Raw genomic sequence first — 17,572 nt, forward strand, 5'->3', positions numbered from 1 at the left:
CTCCCCCCTCAGCCTCCCTCCGGAAGGACCGCCATGAACAGTCCCACCGTCCCGCGGACCGCGCTCGTCACGGGCGCGTCGTCGGGGATCGGCGCCGCCGTGGCCGCCGAGCTGGCCCGCCGCGGCTACCGCGTGTACGGGACCAGCCGCGACCCCGGGGCGGTGGTCGAGCCGGTTCCGGGCGTGGAGTACCTGGCCCTGGACCTGGCCGACGGGGCGTCGGTCGAGGCGTGCGCGGCCGCCGCGGGCGACGTGGACGTACTGGTCAACAACGCCGGGGAGAGCCAGAGCGGGCCCTTCGAGGAACTGCCGCCGGAGGCGGTGGAGCGGTTGTTCCGGATCAACGTGTTCGGCGCGGTGCGGCTCACCCAGCTGCTGCTGCCGGGAATGCGCGCCCGAGGGTACGGGCGCGTGGTGATGGTGGGTTCGATGCTGGCGAGCTTCCCGCTGGCCTACCGGTCCTCCTATGTGGCCTCCAAGGCGGCGCTCAAGGGGTTCGCGAACGCGCTGCGCCGCGAGGTGTCCCCGTACGGGGTGGGGGTGGCCACGGTCGAGCCGGGATCGATCAACACCGGCATCAGCGAGCGGCGGACCCAGTACCTGCGGGAGGGGTCGCCGTTCGCGGCCGAGTACCGCACCATGCTCAGGGCGCTCAACGCCAACGAGGCGTCGGGGATCACGCCGGGGGCGGTGGCCCGGACCATCGTGCGCGCCGTCGAGGCGGACCCGCCCCGGCCGTTCTACGCGGTGGGCAGCAACGCCCCGGTGGTCTTCGCGCTGCGGCGGCTGTTCCCGCGCTCGCTCGTCCTGCGCGTGGTCGCCCGCAGGCACGGGCTGTAGCCGCGGGTGTGCCCGGGCGGCCCTGGGGCCCGGGTGTCCTGGGCTTCCCGGCACCTCTGGGGCCCTGGGGCCCGGGCCCGCGCGGACCCGCCGCGTCCGAGGGGTTCCGGGCGGTGTGTCCCCGGTCCCGGATAGGTTGTCCCGGCCACAGGACACCGCCCGCCCCGGGCCCTTTCGGGGCGGGGTACAACGACGGAGCCGCCGTGAAACAACAGGTTCACTTCATCACTCTGGCCACGGCCGACCTGGACGCCGCCCGCGCGTTCTACCGGGACGGGCTCGGCTGGGAACCACTCGCGGACGTCCCCGGGGAGATCGTCTTCTTCCAGGTCGCGCCGGGGCAGGTCCTGGGGCTGTTCGACGCGGAGAAGTTCGACCGCGACCTGGGGCGCCCGCCCGGCACGACCGGCGTGTCGGGGCTGACGCTGTCGCACAACGTGGACGGCCCCGAGGAGGTCGAGCGGACCGTGGAGGCCATGGCGCGGGCGGGCGCGCGGGTGCTCAAGGCCCCGCAGCCGGGTGAGTTCGGCGGGGTCTTCCACGCCCACGTGCGGGACCCCAACGGCGTGGTGTGGGAGATCGCGCACAACCCGGGCTGGCGTGTGGACGAGACCGGCCGGGTCGTGTTCGGCTGAGTCCCGGGCGCCCGCCGGGAACCGCCGCGCCCGTCGGAGCCGCGGGGGCGGCGCCGGGCGGTCGGAGCCCGGGGCCCCGGCCGGTTCACGGTTCCAGGGGGCGCAGGCGGATGTCGTGGCCCTCGGAGTCGGCCGCCGCGAAACGGAGCAGCCGTGCGCCCTCCTCGGTGACCGCCTCCTCCTCGGCCGGGGTGAGCCGTGCGAACAGCCGCACGTCCAGTACGGCGGGGCCGCCGCGCCGGGTCCGCTCGATCCGCCACAGCCCGCGCACGAACCCGTCCACGGTCAACGGCGCCTCGACCACGATGTGGGGGCGCTGGTGGTCGGCGACGACGCGGGAGCGGTCGTCGTAGGAGACCAGCACGTTGTCGAGCAGCGCCAGGAAGCGGACCGGCGCGGGCGTGTCGGGGTCGGGGCGGGGCGCGTCGGGCAGGTCGAACAGCTCGCGGCCGTCCGGGTCGCGCAGGACCCGCAGCCGCGGCCGCAGCCCCTCCACGACCGCGCGCATGCGGGTCGTCCCGCTCCAGGCCTGGACGTCCCTGGCGGTGGCCGGGCCGAACGCGGCGAGGTAGCGCAGCACGAGGGTGTCCGGGGAGGGCTCGGCGGCCAGCGGCGCGCCGAGCCACTCCTCGGCGAGGGCGAAGGGTGTGGTGCCGCGCCGTCCCCACGTGCCGTCGGGCGGCGGGTGCAGGACGGGCAGGAGCCCCTGGACCGAACGGGCCAGGGAGACGGGGGCGCGTCCGGGCCAGCGCTCGGCCAGGGCCCGGCCCAGGTCGGGGCGGGGGAGTCCGCCGTCGGCGAGGAGCGCGCGTGCGGCGGCGGCCAGCTCGGCGGGTTCGACACCGGGCAGGTCCCGACCGAAGGCTCCCTTCTGCCAGCGGGTCAGCATGGGGTGCAGGGTCGGGCGCAGCCACAGGTAGTCGGCGGCGGTGACCAGGTGCTGGGTGCCTCGCAGGAGGGTGGCGCGCACGACCTCGCGGCTGTGCAGGAGCCCCGTGAGGTCGTCGATCCGAAAGTCCCGGACACGGGACCACAGGCCCACGTAGGGAGGCTCGGGGTCCTGCGCCTGGAGTCCGACGAGGTGGTGGACGACCTCGTCGGCGGTGTGGTCGGCGGTCCGGCCGAGGAGCAGTTGGCGGGACAGGGTCGCCCGGTTGAGGGCGCGGCGGTCGAGCGCGGTCATGGACGCGACCCTAGGAGGGGTGGAGGTCATCGGCTGTCCTCCACTCGCCGGCCGGGGACGGTCACCTCGTGCGGCCGTGCGGGCGGTCGGGACCACGGGGCGGGCGTGGCGCGGGTCGGCCGGTCGGGGGGCGTGTTCGGGGCGGGGCGGCGCGGGCGTCGGCGGAGGTTGTCCTAGGTTGGGCGGGAGAACCGCAGACAACCGAGAGAGGTGCCGCGTGAGCAGCGTCGTCAAGTTCAACGTCCTGACCGTCCCCGAGGGCGCCGGGGCGACCCTGGAGGAGCGTTTCGCCAAGCGGGCCGGGCTCGTGGAGGACCAGCCGGGGTTCGAGGAGTTCCAGCTGCTGCGCCCGGTCGAGGGCACCGACAAGTACCTGGTGTACACCCGGTGGCGGTCCGAGGAGGACTTCCAGAACTGGGTGAACGGCCAGGCCTTCCGCCAGGGGCACGCCCAGGCCGCCGCGGACGCCCAGAAGGAGGGCGCGTCGGCCGGGCACGGCCGGGGTCACGGGCACGGCCACGGCGGCCCGGCCGCGACCAACAGCGAGATCTGGGGCTTCGAGGTCGTCCAGCGGGTCTCGGCCCGCTCCTGACCGCCGGGGGCGGGTGCCCGCGCCCCGCGGCCCGGGCGGGTCAGCGGGGCTTGCGGGCCTCGATGAGGAAGCGGGTCGTGGTGGCCCTGAACGACCCCTCGCGCTCGATGTGCTCGTGCATGTCCCGGAGCCGGTCCCGGTAGGCCTCCACGGTGAACCCGGGCACCATCCAGACCACCTTGCGCAGGAAGTACACGACCGCGCCGACGTCGAAGAACTCCGTGCGCAGCCGCTCCATGCGCAGGTCGGTCACCTCCAGCCCGGCCGCCCGCGCCCCCTCCCGCGCCTGGTCCGGGTGGCGGGAGGCGCGCGCCTCCCCGGGCTGCGGCCCCAGGAAGAACTCCACGACCTCGAAGACGCTCGCCGGGCCCACCTGCTGGGACAGGTAGGTTCCGCCCGGTGCCAGGACCCGGGCGATCTCCTCCCACCACACGGTCACCGGATGGCGGGAGACCACCAGGTCGAAGGCACCGTCCGCGAAGGGCAGCGGCGGCTCGTCCTCGTCGGCGACGACCACGACCCCCAGCGGATGGAGCAGCCGGGTGGCCTCGGCGATGTTGGGTGGCCAGGACTCCGTCGCCGCGGTCAGGGGCGGGCGTTCGGGGATCCCCGCCAGCACCTCGCCGCCGCCGGTCTGGATGTCGAGCGCGGCGCTCGCGCGGGCCATGTACCCGGCCATGGTGCGCTGGTAGCCCCAGGAGGGGCGCTGTTCCGTGGCCCGACCCTCCAGCCAGGAGAAGTCCCAGCCGTGCGTCGGCTCCGCGTCGGCCTCGGCGACGAGTGCGTCGAAATCGCGTCCCATGGCGGCATCCTCCCCCGGGCGCCGCGGCCGGGTCCAGCGGTTTTCCCTCCCCCGGGCGACGGCGCGGGTCCGGTGGCGCGCGAGGATGGTGGACTATGAGAACCCTCGTCCGTCTTGTCGGCCTCGTGGCCCCCGCGCCCGCCGTCGCGGCCGGTCTGGTCGCCGTGCTGGTCGGGGTGACCAGCTCGGCGGCGATCGTGTTCACCGCGGCCGAGGCCGCCGGTGCCTCCTCCGGGCAGACCGCCTCGTGGATGCTGGCCCTGGGTGTGGGGATGGCGGTGACCTGTGTGGGACTGTCCCTGCGCCACCGGGCCCCGATCGTGACCGCCTGGTCCACGCCCGGCGCCGCGCTGCTGGCGGTGGGGCTGGACGGGGTGACGATGGCGCAGGCGGTGGGGGCGTTCCTGTTCTCGGCCGCGCTGATCACCCTGAGCGGCGTCACCGGGTGGTTCGAGAGGGTCATGGACCACGTGCCGGTGCCGCTCGCGGCGGGGCTGCTGGCCGGGGTGCTGCTCCAGTTCGGCATGGGGCTGTTCACGAGCATGGAGGACGACTTCGCGGTCGTGTTCACCATGTTCGCGGCGTACCTGCTGAGCCGCCGGTGGCTGCCGCGCTACGCGGTCATCCTGTCCCTGGTCGCGGGCGGTGTCGCCGCGGCGCTGCGCGGGACCCTGGACCTGGGCGGGGTGACCCCGTCGCTGGCCCGGCCGGTGTTCGTGGCGCCCGAGTTCTCCTGGCAGGTGCTGGTGAGCGTGGGGCTGCCGCTGTTCGTGGTGACCATGGCCTCGCAGAACCTGCCGGGGGTCGCGGTACTGCGGGGCGACGGCTACCGGGTGCCGATCTCGCCGGTGATCGGGTGGACCGGGGCGACCAACCTGGTACTGGCGCCGTTCGGGTGCTTCGGGATGAACCTGGCCGCGATCACCGCGGCCATCTGCACGGGACCGCAGGCGCACCCCGACCGCGAGCGCCGCTACCTGGCCGGGGTGTGGGCGGGGGTCTTCTACCTGTGCGTGGGGGTCTTCGGGGCGACGGTGGCGTCGCTGCTGGCCGCGCTGCCGCCGCCGCTGATCCTGGGGATCGCCGGGCTGGGCCTGCTCGGAACGATCGGGGGTTCGCTGGCGTCCGCGCTGGGGGACGAGCGCTCCCGGGAGGCCGCGGTGGTGACCTTCCTGGCCACGGCGTCGGGGTTCACCCTGTTCGGTGTGGGGTCGGCCTTCTGGGGTCTGCTGGCGGGTGCGCTGACGCTGGCGGTGACCCGTTCCTGGCGCCGGTCGCGGCACACGGCTTCGGGCGGCGGTGCCGGGCAGGACACCGAGGACGCGCGGGAGGCCGACGAGACCGCGGAGGCCGTCCGGGGAGAGGGCGGCGGAGCGCGGGAGGCGGCCGGAACACCGGCGACCCCGATACGGACGGCCGACGGGGCTCACGAGACGGGTGGGACTGGACAGGCCGGAGAGGACGGAACGACCACCGAGGCGCAGGGGCCCGGTGATCCCGGTGCGGACAGCCGGTCGGCCCGCGGTTGAGGGGTGGGCAGCCCCACCGACCGGGGACGGCCACGGGTGTTCCGGCACCGGTCGGCCCGCGGTCGGGGAGTCCGGCGCCGCCGACCGGAGGACGGCCGCGAGAACCGGCGCCGGTCGGCCCCCGACCAAAAGGGCTTGCCCGCCGGTCGGGAGACGGCTATAACAGTCGCGGCCCCGACCACAGCGGAACCGGGGCCCCGACGACGAAAGGAGGCGGAGCCGTGTTCACCGCAACCACCGCGCTCGCGCCCTCCCGGGGCGGCCTCGACAGCTGAATCCCCGGAGCGGCCGGGCGCACGCACCGAAGGTGTCGCCTTGACCGTGCATGACCTGACCATCCGTACGATCACCGGATCCGGGGAGCTCGACCTCTTCAACCGGTTCCCCTACCCCCTGAACTTCGAGTTCGCCGACGACCTCGCCCGGGGGCGCCGACGCCCCTCGTGGATGTGGGTCGCCCTGGACGGCGACCGCCTCCTGGCCCGCCTCTCCTGGTGGTGCCGGGGCGGTGACACCTCTCCCCTGCTGCTGGACGTCCTGGACGTGGACGACACCGCCGGGGACGTGGACCGCACGGGGATCCTCGAACACCTGCTGCGCACCGCCTCGGCGGCGACCCTGCCCGGAGGCCGGACCCCGCCCGAGTACCTGCGCATCGTCCCCGCCGACTGGCGCGAGGACGCCGACGGGCGCCGCGCCGTACGGGAGCGCATGGCCGCCGTCGAACGCACCGGCGGATCGCTCCTGGTGGAGCGGCTGCGCTTCGAGTGGACCCCCGACGTCCCGGCGCCGGGGCCGGGCGACCGCCTCCGGTTCCGGCAGGTCCGGGACGAGGAGGAGATCCTCGGCCTGATGGTCCGGGCCCTGGAAGGCACGCTGGACGCCCACGACCGCGCCGATCTCGCACACACCACGGCGGAGCAGGTGGCCGCCGACAGCTGGAACGAGGAGTTCGCCCGGTACACGACGCCGCGCTCCTGGTGGCGGATCGCGACGCTTCCGGACGGCGAGCCGGTCGGCTTCGTGCTGCCCGCCCGCAACGACTACCACCCGATCATCGGCTACATCGCGGTGCTGCCCGAGCACCGCGGCAACGGGTACATCGACGAGGTCCTCGCCGAGGGCACCCGCGTCCTGGCACAGGAGGGGGCGGACCGTATCCGCGCCGCCACCGACCTGGGCAACGTCCCGATGGCGCGGGCCTTCCAGCGGGCGGAGTACGCCACGCTCAGCGGGGTCGTCAACATGACCTGGTAGGTCAGAACCGGCTGCCCGGTCCAGCACCGCGCCGTGGCCCGGATCCCGGCCACGGCGCGGCGGTGTGCTCCCCCGGCCCGGGCCTGGAACCCGCGGTCGGTCCGAGCCCGGCCCATTCCCCGGGACGCGGGTGCCAGACCACCCCCGGGTCCCGGGGCGCGGACGCTCTGGGCGCGGATCCGGCCAGCGGTGCGGGGACTCAGGCCGTGGCGAGAATCCGTCCGGCCTCGGCGACCGCCGAACTCAGGTCCCGGGGGTCGGCGGTCATTCCGGCGACCACGAAGTCGATCTCCTCCAGTCCCGCCATGGACAGCAGTGCCTTGTCGTTGGTGACCCAGACCCCGCGCTCGGCCAGGACCGCGTGCGCGGCCTGCGAGGCGGCCTGGGCGAGGAGGCCCGCGGTCTGGGCGACCCGGCCGTAGGGGGCGTGGTTGTGCTGGGCGTAGGACAGGGTGGCCGCGGCTGTGCCCCGCCAGACGGGCGGTGCGCTCCTGCGCAGCGCCTCGGGGTAGTCGGGCCGGGGCAGGTCCCCGACGAGGACCTGGCCGATGGCGAGTTCGGCGACGACCAGGTAGGTGGGGATACCCGCCAGGTGGAACATGAGCGGTTCCACCCGGAAGCGTCCCTGCCGCGCTTCGGCGAGCTGGTGCTCGACCACGTCCAGATCGCGGTAGTGCACGTCCACCGCCCGGCCGTCGATCCGAAGCCAGGCGCCGCCGTTGAAGACACCGCCTCCCCAGCCGCCGACCTCCGACACCTCCCCCTCCCAGCCGAGGTCCCGCAGCGCCTGCGGGTCGAACTCGCCCCGGTAGTAGACCGCCAGGTCCCAGTCGCTGTCGGGGCGGTGGGTGCCCTGGGCCCGGGAACCGCCGAGGGTGACCGCCTCGACGGCCGGAAGGGCGGAGAGCCGGTCGGCGGTGGCGGACAGGAAGGTCGCGTCGTCATGTGCGGAGATGGACATGGCGACCATCATCGCGGATGACGTATCCGGTCGGCGATGAGGTTTCCGCCGGGCCGGTGGCCAGCGCGGACGGCGGCCTCACCGAGCGCTTCGGCACCGGTCGTCTCCGCACCGGTACCCGCCCGAGGCCACCACCGCGCAGGCCGCGCCGAGCGTTCCCGCCTCCCGGCCTTCTCCGCACCGGCACCCGTCGGAGGCCGCCAGCCGCGCGGAGTGGGTGTCGGATGTTCCAGGCCGCGCAGGTCACGCCGGACGTTTCCGAGCGTGCGGTCATCTCCGCACTGGTTCGGCCTCCGGCTGCTCCGCTCGCACGGTTCTGTAGGTTCCCCAGCGCAGGAGGCGTTCGGCCGGACCCCGGACTCCCACGCGACGCATGACGTCGGCCAGGACCACGGTGGCCAACCAGACGGCGACGCCGAGCAGGACGGCGGCGGTCCCGGACAGCTGTGGCCCAAGGTCGAGGGCGTAGGGCGCGAACAGCACGATCCAGCCCACCGACTGCAACAGGTAGCAGGTCATGGAGCGCTGGCCGGTGGCGACCAGGGCCCGCACGAGGGGCCCTCTGCGGTCACCGAGGCGGACCGCGACCAGCGCGATGAGCGCGGCGTAGCCGAAGCCGCCCGCGTAGCCGGTCAGAACGTGCAGCCAGCCCACACCGGCCTTGAGCACGAACTCGGGCACCCACAGCTCGGTGGCCACCAGGGCCTGCGGCAGTCCGCCGACCACGGCCACCGGGATACCGATGAAGGCGACGCGGCGCAGCAGCCCGAGGTGGAGCTCGGGCTGTTCCATCAGGCGGCGGCGGGCCGCCCAGACTCCGACGAGGAAGGGGAACACCGAACTCGCCACGAGCATCGGGGTCATGACCGGCCAGGTGAACAGGCGTGTGACCATGTCGGCCAGCGGGTCCTGGGTGAAGACCCCGCCCGCCTCGGGGTCGGAGAGCGGGAGGCTGTTCATGACCGCGTAGAACAGCGAGCCCAGGGAGGCCCAGGTGAGGGCGTGGGCGAGCAGGCGCCGGTCACCGGCGTGCAGCAGACCCGCGAACATCAGGGCGATGAGCCCGTAGACCGCGACGATGTCGCCGAAGAAGAGCAGGACCGTGTGCAGGAGCCCGATCAGCACCATCCACCGGCCGCGTCGGCGCACCAGTGAGCGCACCCACGGCTCCGGGCGCCCCTCGGCGGTGCGGCGCAGGTGGATCCAGGCGAGCCCGTAGCCGAACAGCGCCGCGAACATGGGGTACCCGCGCGCCTCGGCGAACAGCATCAGCAGGGCGGTGGAGGCGGCGTCGAGGAGGCCGCCCGAGGCGGGACTCTGACCCGCGGTGGCCATCACCCAGACGATGTGCGCGTGCACGACGGCGATGACCAGCAGCATCACCCCGCGTGCCAGGTCGGGCGCCAGGGAGCGCCGGTCGAGTGCCACGCCCCCGGTCGAAGGCGGCGGGGAGGGGGGAAGAGACATACTGAACTCCGATCACACGGAAGGGGATAGCATTGGATACGGAGGCGTATCCAATCCTCTTCTAAGATACGCCATCGTAGCTTAGTTGGGAAGAGCATGGTTGACCGGGAGCGGCCGCGGGTCGACGACGAGGCGCGGGAGACGGCGCCGGACGCGCGGGAGGAGGCGCCCCGGGCCACGCGCAGACGCGGGCGGGAACTGCTGAACGCCATCCACGAGGCGGTCATCCTGGAGGCCGCGGACGTCGGTGTCGCCCGCCTGTCCATGGAGGGGATCGCCCGCAGGGCGGGCACGGCCAAGACCTCGCTGTACCGGCGCTGGCCCACGCCGGGGGACATCCTGCTGGACGCGATGTACCACACCTACCCGCAGGAGGCCCCCACGCCGGGCGCCGACGACCTGCGCGGGGACCTCGTCAGGGCCCTCATGCTCCTGCGCGACACCATGAGCCGGTCCCTGGGACAGGCGATGTTCTCCGTGGTCGCCGAGGCCAGGCACCACCCCGAGCTCTACGACCGGTTCGTGCGGGAGGTCTTCGACTCCCGCGGGGGGCGCTTCACCCGCACCGTCCTCGAGCACTACGCCGACCACGGCAGGATCGACCCCTCCCGCGTCACCTCCGTCACCGACGACATCGGTGAGGCCATGCTCATCAAGTACGCCATGGACCACCAGGGGCCGCCCGACGGGGAGTACGTGGAGCGGATCGTGGACGAGGTGATCCTGCCCGTCCTCGGCCTGGACCCGCGCGCTGCCTCCCCCGCCGCTCCGGAGGAGGGTCCTTCCGCTCCCTCGGACGGTTAGCGCACACGGCGGCCCGGAGCCTCGCCGACGGGCGCGCCGCCGTCGGCGGGCCCGGGCCGGGCCGCCCGGCTCCGCGGACAGCCGGGACGCGGGCCGTCGGCGGGTCCGGTGTGCGCTCGGCGGAAGCCGCACGCCTGGTGGACCGCTGGGACCGGGGCGGGCGGCGGGGCTAGGGTGCGGGGCATGCGCATCCCTCCGTCCGTGGACGCCGACCGCGTCGAGGAACTCGACGTGGGGCTTTCCGGAGCCCGTGTGGCCCGGCTGTTCGACGCCCGGGACCGGCCCTTCGCGGTGCTCAAGTCGGTGGACGCCGACCGCCCCGACCTGGTGGCCGAACTCCTGGGCCAGGAGCGGCGCCTGCGCTGGCTGGCCGGACGGGGGCTGCCGGTGCCGCACGTGCTGGACTCGGGCGCCTGGGCGGGGCTGCGCTGGCTGACCATGAGCCACCTGGACGGACGCGCCGCCCACGAGCCCTGGCCCGCCGGGGACCGGTCACGGGTGGTCGACCTGCTCGCCCGGGCCGCCCGCGCGCTGCACCGCGCTCCGGCCGCGGGGTGCCCCTTCGACATGACGCTGCCCGCCCAGCTCGAACGGGCCCGGGAGCGGGTCGCCTCCGGGCTGGTGGAACGCTCCTGGTCCGCCGCGGGCAGGGAGGGGCCGCCCGCCGCCGAGGTGCTCTCCGAGCTGGCCGGTCTCGCGCGCGCCCTGGGCCCCGGACGGACCGCGCTGGTCCACGGCGACTACTGCCTGCCCAACGTGCTGCTCGACACCGGCGCCGTGCGCGGCGTTGCGGCGCGCACGCACCGGTCCGCGGGCGGGGTCCCCGGTCCCGCACGGCCGGACGGCCCCCCACCCGCCGGGGACGGCCGGGCGGACGGCTGGGCCCTGGTGGACCTGGGGCGGGCCGGACTGGGGGACCCCCACGCGGACCTGGCCGACATGGTGGGCAGCCTGCTCAGTCCGATGAACCCGCAGTTCGGGCCGTCGGACGCCGAACGGTTCCTGGACGCCTACGGGCGGGAGGACGTCGACCCCGAGCGGCTGCGGCTGTGCGCCGGGGTCAACTCCTTCTTCTGGCCCGTGTGAGGGCCCCGGCCGGAGCGGCCGGGGCCCGTGGCGCTGTGTCCCCTACCGCGGACCGCCGTCACCGGTGCCGTTGCCCCCGTTGCGCTCGCCGGCGCGGGACCCGGCCTCGCCCAGGCGCCGGTACCGCCGCTGGATCCTGCGCGCCCTGGTGGCCAGCGGAGCCTTGCGTTCGCGCTGAAGGCCCGACCCCTCCGCGAACTCGGCGTGCAGCGAGCGCACCAGCCCCACCATCATGAAGAAGCCGATCACGAAGAAGGGCAGCCCGAACACGATGATCGTCTGTTGCAGGGCGTCCAGGCCGCCCACGCCGGAGGCGGTGAGCACGGTCGCGGCGACGACGCCCTCGGTGATCCCCCAGAACACCCGCTGCCGGGTGGGGTTGTCGCTCTTGCCGGAGCAGAGCATGTCCACCACCAGGGAGGCCGAGTCCGAGGACGTGGTGAAGAAGATGATGACGATGAGGATGGCCACCACCGACACGACCGTGGTCAGCGGGAAGTGCTCCAGGAAGGCGAACAGGGAACCGGGGATGTCCTCCTGCGTGACCACCTCGTCCACCAGGCCGCCGCCCTGGTTGCGCTCGATGTCGAAGGCCGACAGGCCGAACACGCTGAACCACACGACGCTGAACGCGGTGGGCGCGGCCAGCACGCCGAGGATGAACTCCCGGATGGTCCGGCCCTTGGAGATGCGCGCGATGAAGATGCCGACGAAGGGCGACCAGGTGATGGTCCACGCCCAGTAGAAGACGGTCCAGGAGCCCTGCCAGCCGGTGTTGGCGAAGGTGTCGTTCCAGAACGACAGCGGGACCAGCATCTCCAGGTAGACGCCGGTGGTCTCGATGACCCCCTTGGCCAGGTAGAGCGTCGAGCCGGCGAGGAAGACGAAGACCAGCAGCCCCACGGCCATGTAGATGTTGATCGTGGACAGCCACTTGATGCCGACGTCGAGGCCGGTGGCCACGGAGATCACGGCGACGGTGGTGACGATCGCGATGAGGATCAGTTGGCTGACGCGGCTCTCCTCCAGGCCGAACAGGGTGTTGAGGCCGCTGTTCATCTGGAGGGTGCCCAGGCCGATGGTGACGGCGACGCCGAACAGGGTGCCCAGGACCGCGACGATGTCGATGGTCCGCCCGATGGGGCCGTTGATCCGGTCCCCGAGGAAGGGCTGGAAGACGGAGCTGACCCGGAAGGGCAGGCCCTTGCGGTACACGAAGTAGGCGAAGGCGAGCCCGGGCAGACAGAAGATCGTCCAGGTGTGCAGGCCGAAGTGGTAGAGCGTGAAGCCCATCGCCTCCTCGGCCGCCTCGATGGTCTGCGGGCCGACGTCGGAGCGCGGCGGCTCGGCGTAGTGGCTGATGGGTTCGGCCACTCCCCAGAACATCAGGATGCTGCCGATGCCGGCGGCGAACAGCATGGCGAACCAGGCGGAGTTGCTGTAGTCGGGCGTGCTCTCCGGCGGCCCCAGTCGTACCCGCCCGAACCTGCTGAACGCGATCCAGACCAGGAAGATGAGGAAGGTGGTCACACCGAGGATGTAGAACCATCCCAGGTTGGTGAGGATCCAGCCGGAGGTGGTTCCGAAGACGGCGTCCACCGTGTCGGTGAAGAAGATCGCGGACACCACGAAAACGATGGTCAACGCGGCGGACACGAAGAAGATCGCCGGGTTCGTCTCGAGCCCCAGTCTTTGCGCCAGCTTTTGGAACATGCCGATTGCTTTCTGGTGATTCGGGGACGTTCGTCGAGGGACAAGGGCCCGTCAGCCCGCACCGACCTCGGGCAAGGATACGTCCTTGGGCGGGGTTCCCTGTTTATCCTTCCTTTTGCGGAGAGTCGGGAACGTCCTTACCCGCCACCATTAGCAACACACCGAAAACTCGCTGTTTAAATATGCCGAAAGCCACATTAGGCATGTTCTTGCAGGGTTGAGTACGCTACGCGCGCTTTCGCACGGATACGTACCACCCTGTCACCGCACACGGGAACCGCGGGGAGAAGACCCGGAACGTCGGCCCGGAGCGGGCCGGGCGACGCCCGCGAACCACGCGTCGCGGCGCTCTCCGCCCCGGCGCGGGAGGGGCCGGGGCGCTGGGAAGAGGAGGACGGGCCCTGCGACGGGCTCCGCCCTCGTGCGGAGGGACCGGCACTCCGGGGCGGGGACGGGCCCTGCGACGGGCTCCGCCCCCGCACGGAGGGGGTCAGGAGTCGAGTGCACCCAGCAGCTCGCGCACACGCTCCGGCTGCTCGTACAGCGACAGGTGCCCCGCGCCCTCGATGGTGTGGACGTCGGCGTCCAGGAACCGGCGGGCCGGGCCGTGCAGGCGCGCTGGCGAGAAGAACGGGTCGTGCGACCCGGTCGCGACGGCGACCGGGGTGTGGGCCCAGGCGCGGAAGTGCTCCGCGGGCAGCGGGCTGGGGGTGGATCCCGCGCGGCAGTACCGGGCCACCAGGGTCAGCCACTCAGCCTCGGCCCGGTGCTTGTCGCACTCGGTGGAGGGGCCGCTGAGGAACTCCACCAGGCGCCCGCTGGTCTGCTCGTTGGGGTGGATCATCCACGGCAGGGTGGCGCGCATGGACTCGGAGCTGACCCCGGCCGCGGTCAGACCGGCCGGGTTGAGCAGCAGGATCCCGGCGACCAGCGGGGACGGCGTGGAGGCGAGCGCGATGGCGGCGCCGCGCGAGTGCCCCAGCACGAGGACGGGCCGGTCGGTGATCTGGGGCAGGAGCTCGTCGAGCCACGCGCCGTAGGTCTCGATCCTGGCGCCGCCGACCCTCTGGCTGCAGCTCAGGCCCGGCTGCCCGGGCAGGTCGACCAGCAGCACCGGCCGGTCCGCGGACAGCGCGCGGGCCGCGGGCACCGTGGCGGCCGCGTTGAAGTTGGTACCCGAGAGCACCAGCACCGGGGTGCCGGGGCCGCCCGCGGAGCGGAAGGCCTGCGTGCTGCCCAGACGGGTCTCCACGGGCGGGAGGGGTCCGAGTTCGGGCCACTGGCTCAGGGCTTTGTGGCACCAGGCGTGCACGGAGCGCTCGGCGTTGTCGGAGCGGTACACGCGCGCGGTGCGGTGCGGGACGACGGTCATGATCTGCTTCGCCTAAGAGGAGACTGGCCGCCGTCCTTGCTTGTCGGCGCGCCAAGAGAGGACTGTACGCCTCCGTTCGGCACCACGCCACTCGGGGACGCTCGGAGTGTCCGAACAGACACGCGAAAGAGATCCACACTCGGCATGGGGTGTCCCCTGTTGAGCCGTTCGCCCTGGTCTGAGGGTTTTCGTCCGCCTCTTCCCAGCCGTGTCCGGCCCCGCTCCCCCGCCCCGGCGGGGGTGTTCCCGGACCGGGCGCCGGCCCGGGAACACACCGGTCAGCCGACCGTGGCGGGGTCCGAGCCGATCCGGCCGCCCCGGTCGAGGGCCGAGACCCGGTCCATGTCCTCGGCGGACAGCTCGAAGCCGAACACGTCGAAGTTCTCGCGGATCCGGGACGGGGTCACCGACTTGGGGATCACGACGTTGCCGAGCTGGAGGTGCCAGCGCAGCACGACCTGCGCCGCCGACCTGCCGTGCTTCTCGCCGAGGGCGGTCAGCTCCGGGTCCTCCAGCAGCCCCTTGCCCTGGCCCAGCGGGCTCCAGGCCTCGGTGAGGAGGCCGTGGCGGGCGTTGACGGCCCGCATGGCCCCCTGCGAGAAGTAGGGGTGCAGCTCGATCTGGTTGAGGACCGGGACGACGTCGGTCTCCGCGACCAGGCGGTCCAGGGTCTGCTCGGTGAAGTTGGACACGCCGATGGACCTGGCGCGGCCCTCGGCGTGGATGCGCTCCATCGCCTTCCAGCTCTCGACGTAGGCGTCCTGCCCGGGGCAGGGCCAGTGGATCAGGTACAGGTCCACGTAGTCCAGGCCGAGGCGGTCCAGGCTGGCGTCGAAGGCCTTGAGGGTGCTGTCGTAGCCCTGCTCGTCGTTCCACAGCTTGGTGGTGACGAACAGCTCCTCGCGGGCGATGCCCGACTCGGCCAGGGCCCGGCCCGTGCCCCGCTCGTTGTCGTAGACCCTGGCGGTGTCGATGCTGCGGTACCCGGTCTCCAGGGCGGTCGCGACCGCGGCCCGGGCCTCGTCGTCGGGAACCTGCCAGACGCCGAACCCGAGTTGGGGCATGGTGAGGCCGTTGTTCAGCGTGACGTGCTGCATGAGCGCCCTTCTGTCGTGGCGGATTCGTTGTTCCTCGTGGGGTGGTCCCCCATGGTGGCCACCTGGAGTGCACTCCAGGCAAGCGGTTCAGGGTGTGAGGTGGACCAGCATCTTGCCCGTGTTGGCGCCCCGCATCATGCCGAGGAAGGCCCGCACGGCGTTGTCGATGCCGTCGACGACGGTCTGCTCGCTGCGCAGCCTGCCGTCGACGATCCACCCGGAGGCGCGCTCGGCGTACTCCTTCATCAGGTGGCCGTGGTCTCCGGCGATGAACCCGCGCAGGGTGAGGCGCTTGCCGACGGCCAGGAAGAGGTTGTCGGGGCCGGGCTCGGGCTTGGTGGCGTTGTACTGGGAGATCGCGCCGCACAGGGCGATCCGGCCGTGGTTGCGCATCGCGGCGATGGCGGCCCTCAGGTGGTCGCCGCCGACGTTGTCGAAGTAGACGTCGATCCCCTCGGGCGCGGCCTCGGCGAGCTGCTCCTCCAGGCGGCCCTCGCGGTAGTCGATGGCGGCGTCGAAGCCGAAGTCCTCCAGGAGGCGGCGCTTCTTCTCCGGGCCGCCCGCGGACCCGACCACCCGGGACGCGCCCAGCTGGCGGGCGATCTGGCCGGCGGCGGAGCCGACCGCGCCCGCGGCGCCGGAGACGAACACCACGTCGCCCTCGCGCACCGGGGCGATCTCGGTCAGGCCCGCGTAGGCGGTGAGGCCGATCATGCCCAGCACGCCGAGGTAGGCCTCGGCGGGTGCCAGGGAGGCGTCCACCGCGCGCACGGAATCCGCGGGCAGCAGCGCGTACTCGCGCCATCCGGCCGAGTGCAGGACGGTGGTGCCCACGGGGACGTCGTCGCTGCCGGAGGCGGTGACCACGCCCACGGCGCCGCCGTCCATCGGCTCGCCGAGCCGGAACGGGGGGACGTAGGACTTGGCGTCGTTCATGCGGCCGCGCATGTACGGGTCCACGGACATCCAGTCGTTGCGCACCAGGACCTGCCCGGGACCGGGGTCGGCGACGGTGGTCTCCACGAGGGAGAAGTCGGTGGGCTCGGGCTCGCCGACGGGACGGGCCACCAGGTGGACCTCCCTGCTGGTGACGGACATGACGTGACCTCCGTGACTTCGCTGGGTGTTGGCGCGGTGACCCGCGGACCGAACAGACACTAGTCCGACCACCCATTCACCGACCAATAAAATCGGCGAGGTGAGCTATAGGAATGTCAATGGTTCGGGCACGGCGGCCGATCCGCGGCCCGGCGGGCCGCTCGATCTGCAGCAGTTGAGGACCTTCCTGGCGGTACACCGGTCGGGGTCCTTCACCGCCGCCGCGCAGTTGCTGCGGCTGTCGCAGCCCACGGTCACCACCCAGATCCGTTCCCTGGAGCGGCGGCTCGGACACCCCCTCTTCGAGAGGCTGCCCCGGGGGGTGGCCCCGACCGCCGAGGCCAACGACCTGGCCGCGCGCGTGGCCGGGCCCCTGGACGCGCTGGAGGTGGTCGCCGGGCGCGACGGCGGCGGCGCGTCCGCGTCGCCCGCGCCGCTGCGCGTGGCGGGCCCCGCCGAGGCGCTGCACGCGCTGGTGCTGCCCGCGCTCGCGCCCCTGGTGGAGGGCGGCCTGCGGCTGCGCGTGCGCACCGGTCCGGCCGAGGACCTGCTGGAGGAGCTGCGCCGGGACCGGCACGACCTGGTGGTGTCCGCGGTGCGGCCGCGGGGGCGGACCCTGGTCGCCGAACCCCTCGCCGACGAGGAGTTCGTGCTGGTGGCGTCGCCGGCGTGGGCGGACCGGATCGGCCGCGACCGGCTCCTGCGCCAGGGCGCCTCCGCGCTGTGCGCGGTCCCGCTGGTGGCCCACGACGACGAGTTGTCGGTCCTGCGCCGCTACTGGCGGCAGGTGTTCGGGGTGCGGCTGACGTGTGCGCCCGCGGTCACCGCGCCCGACCTGCGCGGGGTGGTGTCGGCCGTCACGGCGGGGGCGGGGGTGACGGTGCTGCCGCGCCACCTGTGCCGGGAGACGCTGGCCGAGGGGCGCCTGGTGGCGCTCCTGGCCCCGGAGGAGCCGCCGGTCACCACGTTGTACCTGGTACGGCGCCCGGGGGTGGCGGACAACCCGTGCCTGGAGGAGGTGCACCGGCGCCTGGTGGCGGCCGCCCGCGCCTGTTGAGGGGACCGCCCGGGGCCCGGAGCCGCCGGGGCGGGTACGCCGGTGTCCCGGACCCCCGCCGCGGTGGTGTAGTCCTGAC

At 73.4% G+C, this 17,572-nt stretch carries 16 protein-coding genes; 8 read left to right on the forward strand and 8 right to left on the reverse strand.

Annotation, left to right across the window (positions count from 1 at the left end; all coding sequences use genetic code 11):
* The first annotated feature begins 33 nt into the window (after positions 1 to 33).
* Both NDAS_RS17440 and NDAS_RS17445 read left to right on the forward strand, forming a co-directional pair.
* A complete protein-coding gene (locus tag NDAS_RS17440; RefSeq protein WP_013154529.1) occupies positions 34 to 840 on the forward strand; it encodes an SDR family oxidoreductase in 807 nt (268 codons plus the stop codon).
* A 203-nt stretch (positions 841 to 1,043) separates the two neighbouring features.
* The gene (locus tag NDAS_RS17445) at positions 1,044 to 1,475 is read left to right on the forward strand and encodes a VOC family protein (RefSeq protein WP_013154530.1); all 432 of its coding nucleotides are present in this window, start codon (positions 1,044 to 1,046) and stop codon (positions 1,473 to 1,475) included.
* 85 nt (positions 1,476 to 1,560) lie between these two features.
* On the opposite strand, the gene NDAS_RS17450 is transcribed toward NDAS_RS17445, so the two are convergent.
* The gene (locus tag NDAS_RS17450) at positions 1,561 to 2,658 is read right to left on the reverse strand and encodes a winged helix DNA-binding domain-containing protein (protein WP_041552837.1); all 1,098 of its coding nucleotides are present in this window, start codon (positions 2,656 to 2,658) and stop codon (positions 1,561 to 1,563) included.
* Between the two features lie 217 nt (positions 2,659 to 2,875).
* Here NDAS_RS17450 and NDAS_RS17455 point away from each other — a divergent pair, with 217 nt between their 5' ends.
* Positions 2,876 to 3,250, forward strand: a complete 375-nt coding sequence (locus NDAS_RS17455) for an antibiotic biosynthesis monooxygenase family protein (protein WP_013154532.1) — start codon at positions 2,876 to 2,878, stop codon at positions 3,248 to 3,250.
* A 40-nt stretch (positions 3,251 to 3,290) separates the two neighbouring features.
* Here the strand turns inward: NDAS_RS17455 and NDAS_RS17460 are convergent, their stop codons facing one another.
* The gene (locus tag NDAS_RS17460; protein WP_013154533.1) at positions 3,291 to 4,052 is read right to left on the reverse strand and encodes a class I SAM-dependent methyltransferase; all 762 of its coding nucleotides are present in this window, start codon (positions 4,050 to 4,052) and stop codon (positions 3,291 to 3,293) included.
* 95 nt (positions 4,053 to 4,147) lie between these two features.
* Here NDAS_RS17460 and NDAS_RS17465 point away from each other — a divergent pair, with 95 nt between their 5' ends.
* Both NDAS_RS17465 and NDAS_RS17470 read left to right on the forward strand, forming a co-directional pair.
* The gene (locus tag NDAS_RS17465) at positions 4,148 to 5,581 is read left to right on the forward strand and encodes a benzoate/H(+) symporter BenE family transporter (RefSeq protein ID WP_013154534.1); all 1,434 of its coding nucleotides are present in this window, start codon (positions 4,148 to 4,150) and stop codon (positions 5,579 to 5,581) included.
* Between the two features lie 315 nt (positions 5,582 to 5,896).
* On the forward strand, positions 5,897 to 6,838 hold the full coding sequence (locus NDAS_RS17470) for a GNAT family N-acetyltransferase (RefSeq protein WP_013154535.1): 942 nt from the start codon (positions 5,897 to 5,899) through the stop codon (positions 6,836 to 6,838).
* A 199-nt stretch (positions 6,839 to 7,037) separates the two neighbouring features.
* On the opposite strand, the gene NDAS_RS17475 is transcribed toward NDAS_RS17470, so the two are convergent.
* Together NDAS_RS17475 and NDAS_RS17480 are read right to left on the reverse strand one after the other, a co-directional pair.
* Complete coding sequence (locus NDAS_RS17475; protein ID WP_013154536.1) at positions 7,038 to 7,811, reverse strand: nucleotidyltransferase domain-containing protein; 774 nt, start codon at positions 7,809 to 7,811, stop codon at positions 7,038 to 7,040.
* A 258-nt stretch (positions 7,812 to 8,069) separates the two neighbouring features.
* Positions 8,070 to 9,266 (reverse strand): DUF418 domain-containing protein, encoded by a 1,197-nt coding sequence (locus NDAS_RS17480; RefSeq protein WP_013154537.1) that lies wholly within the window; start codon positions 9,264 to 9,266, stop codon positions 8,070 to 8,072.
* Between the two features lie 96 nt (positions 9,267 to 9,362).
* Here NDAS_RS17480 and NDAS_RS17485 point away from each other — a divergent pair, with 96 nt between their 5' ends.
* Positions 9,363 to 10,070, forward strand: coding sequence for a TetR/AcrR family transcriptional regulator (locus tag NDAS_RS17485; RefSeq protein ID WP_013154538.1), 708 nt, complete (start codon positions 9,363 to 9,365; stop codon positions 10,068 to 10,070).
* 183 nt (positions 10,071 to 10,253) lie between these two features.
* Positions 10,254 to 11,156, forward strand: coding sequence for an aminoglycoside 3'-phosphotransferase (locus NDAS_RS17490; RefSeq protein ID WP_013154539.1), 903 nt, complete (start codon positions 10,254 to 10,256; stop codon positions 11,154 to 11,156).
* 42 nt (positions 11,157 to 11,198) lie between these two features.
* On the opposite strand, the gene NDAS_RS17495 is transcribed toward NDAS_RS17490, so the two are convergent.
* The 4 genes from NDAS_RS17495 to NDAS_RS17510 form a co-directional block, all read right to left on the reverse strand.
* Positions 11,199 to 12,869 carry a BCCT family transporter gene (locus tag NDAS_RS17495; protein ID WP_013154540.1) on the reverse strand — a complete coding sequence of 557 codons (1,671 nt, stop codon included), beginning with the start codon at positions 12,867 to 12,869 and terminating at the stop codon, positions 11,199 to 11,201.
* 490 nt (positions 12,870 to 13,359) lie between these two features.
* Positions 13,360 to 14,241, reverse strand: coding sequence for an alpha/beta fold hydrolase (locus tag NDAS_RS17500; protein WP_013154541.1), 882 nt, complete (start codon positions 14,239 to 14,241; stop codon positions 13,360 to 13,362).
* Positions 14,242 to 14,519: 278 nt separating this feature from the next.
* Entirely contained in the window at positions 14,520 to 15,338 is an 819-nt protein-coding gene (locus NDAS_RS17505; RefSeq protein WP_013154542.1) for an aldo/keto reductase, read from the reverse strand.
* Between the two features lie 87 nt (positions 15,339 to 15,425).
* Complete coding sequence (locus NDAS_RS17510) at positions 15,426 to 16,436, reverse strand: NADP-dependent oxidoreductase (protein WP_013154543.1); 1,011 nt, start codon at positions 16,434 to 16,436, stop codon at positions 15,426 to 15,428.
* A 100-nt stretch (positions 16,437 to 16,536) separates the two neighbouring features.
* Between NDAS_RS17510 and NDAS_RS17515 the strand changes: the two genes are divergently transcribed.
* Complete coding sequence (locus NDAS_RS17515) at positions 16,537 to 17,493, forward strand: LysR family transcriptional regulator (RefSeq protein WP_013154544.1); 957 nt, start codon at positions 16,537 to 16,539, stop codon at positions 17,491 to 17,493.
* Positions 17,494 to 17,572 lie beyond the last annotated feature (79 nt).

The organism is Nocardiopsis dassonvillei subsp. dassonvillei DSM 43111 (assembly GCF_000092985.1).
GTDB classification, from domain to species: domain Bacteria; phylum Actinomycetota; class Actinomycetes; order Streptosporangiales; family Streptosporangiaceae; genus Nocardiopsis; species Nocardiopsis dassonvillei.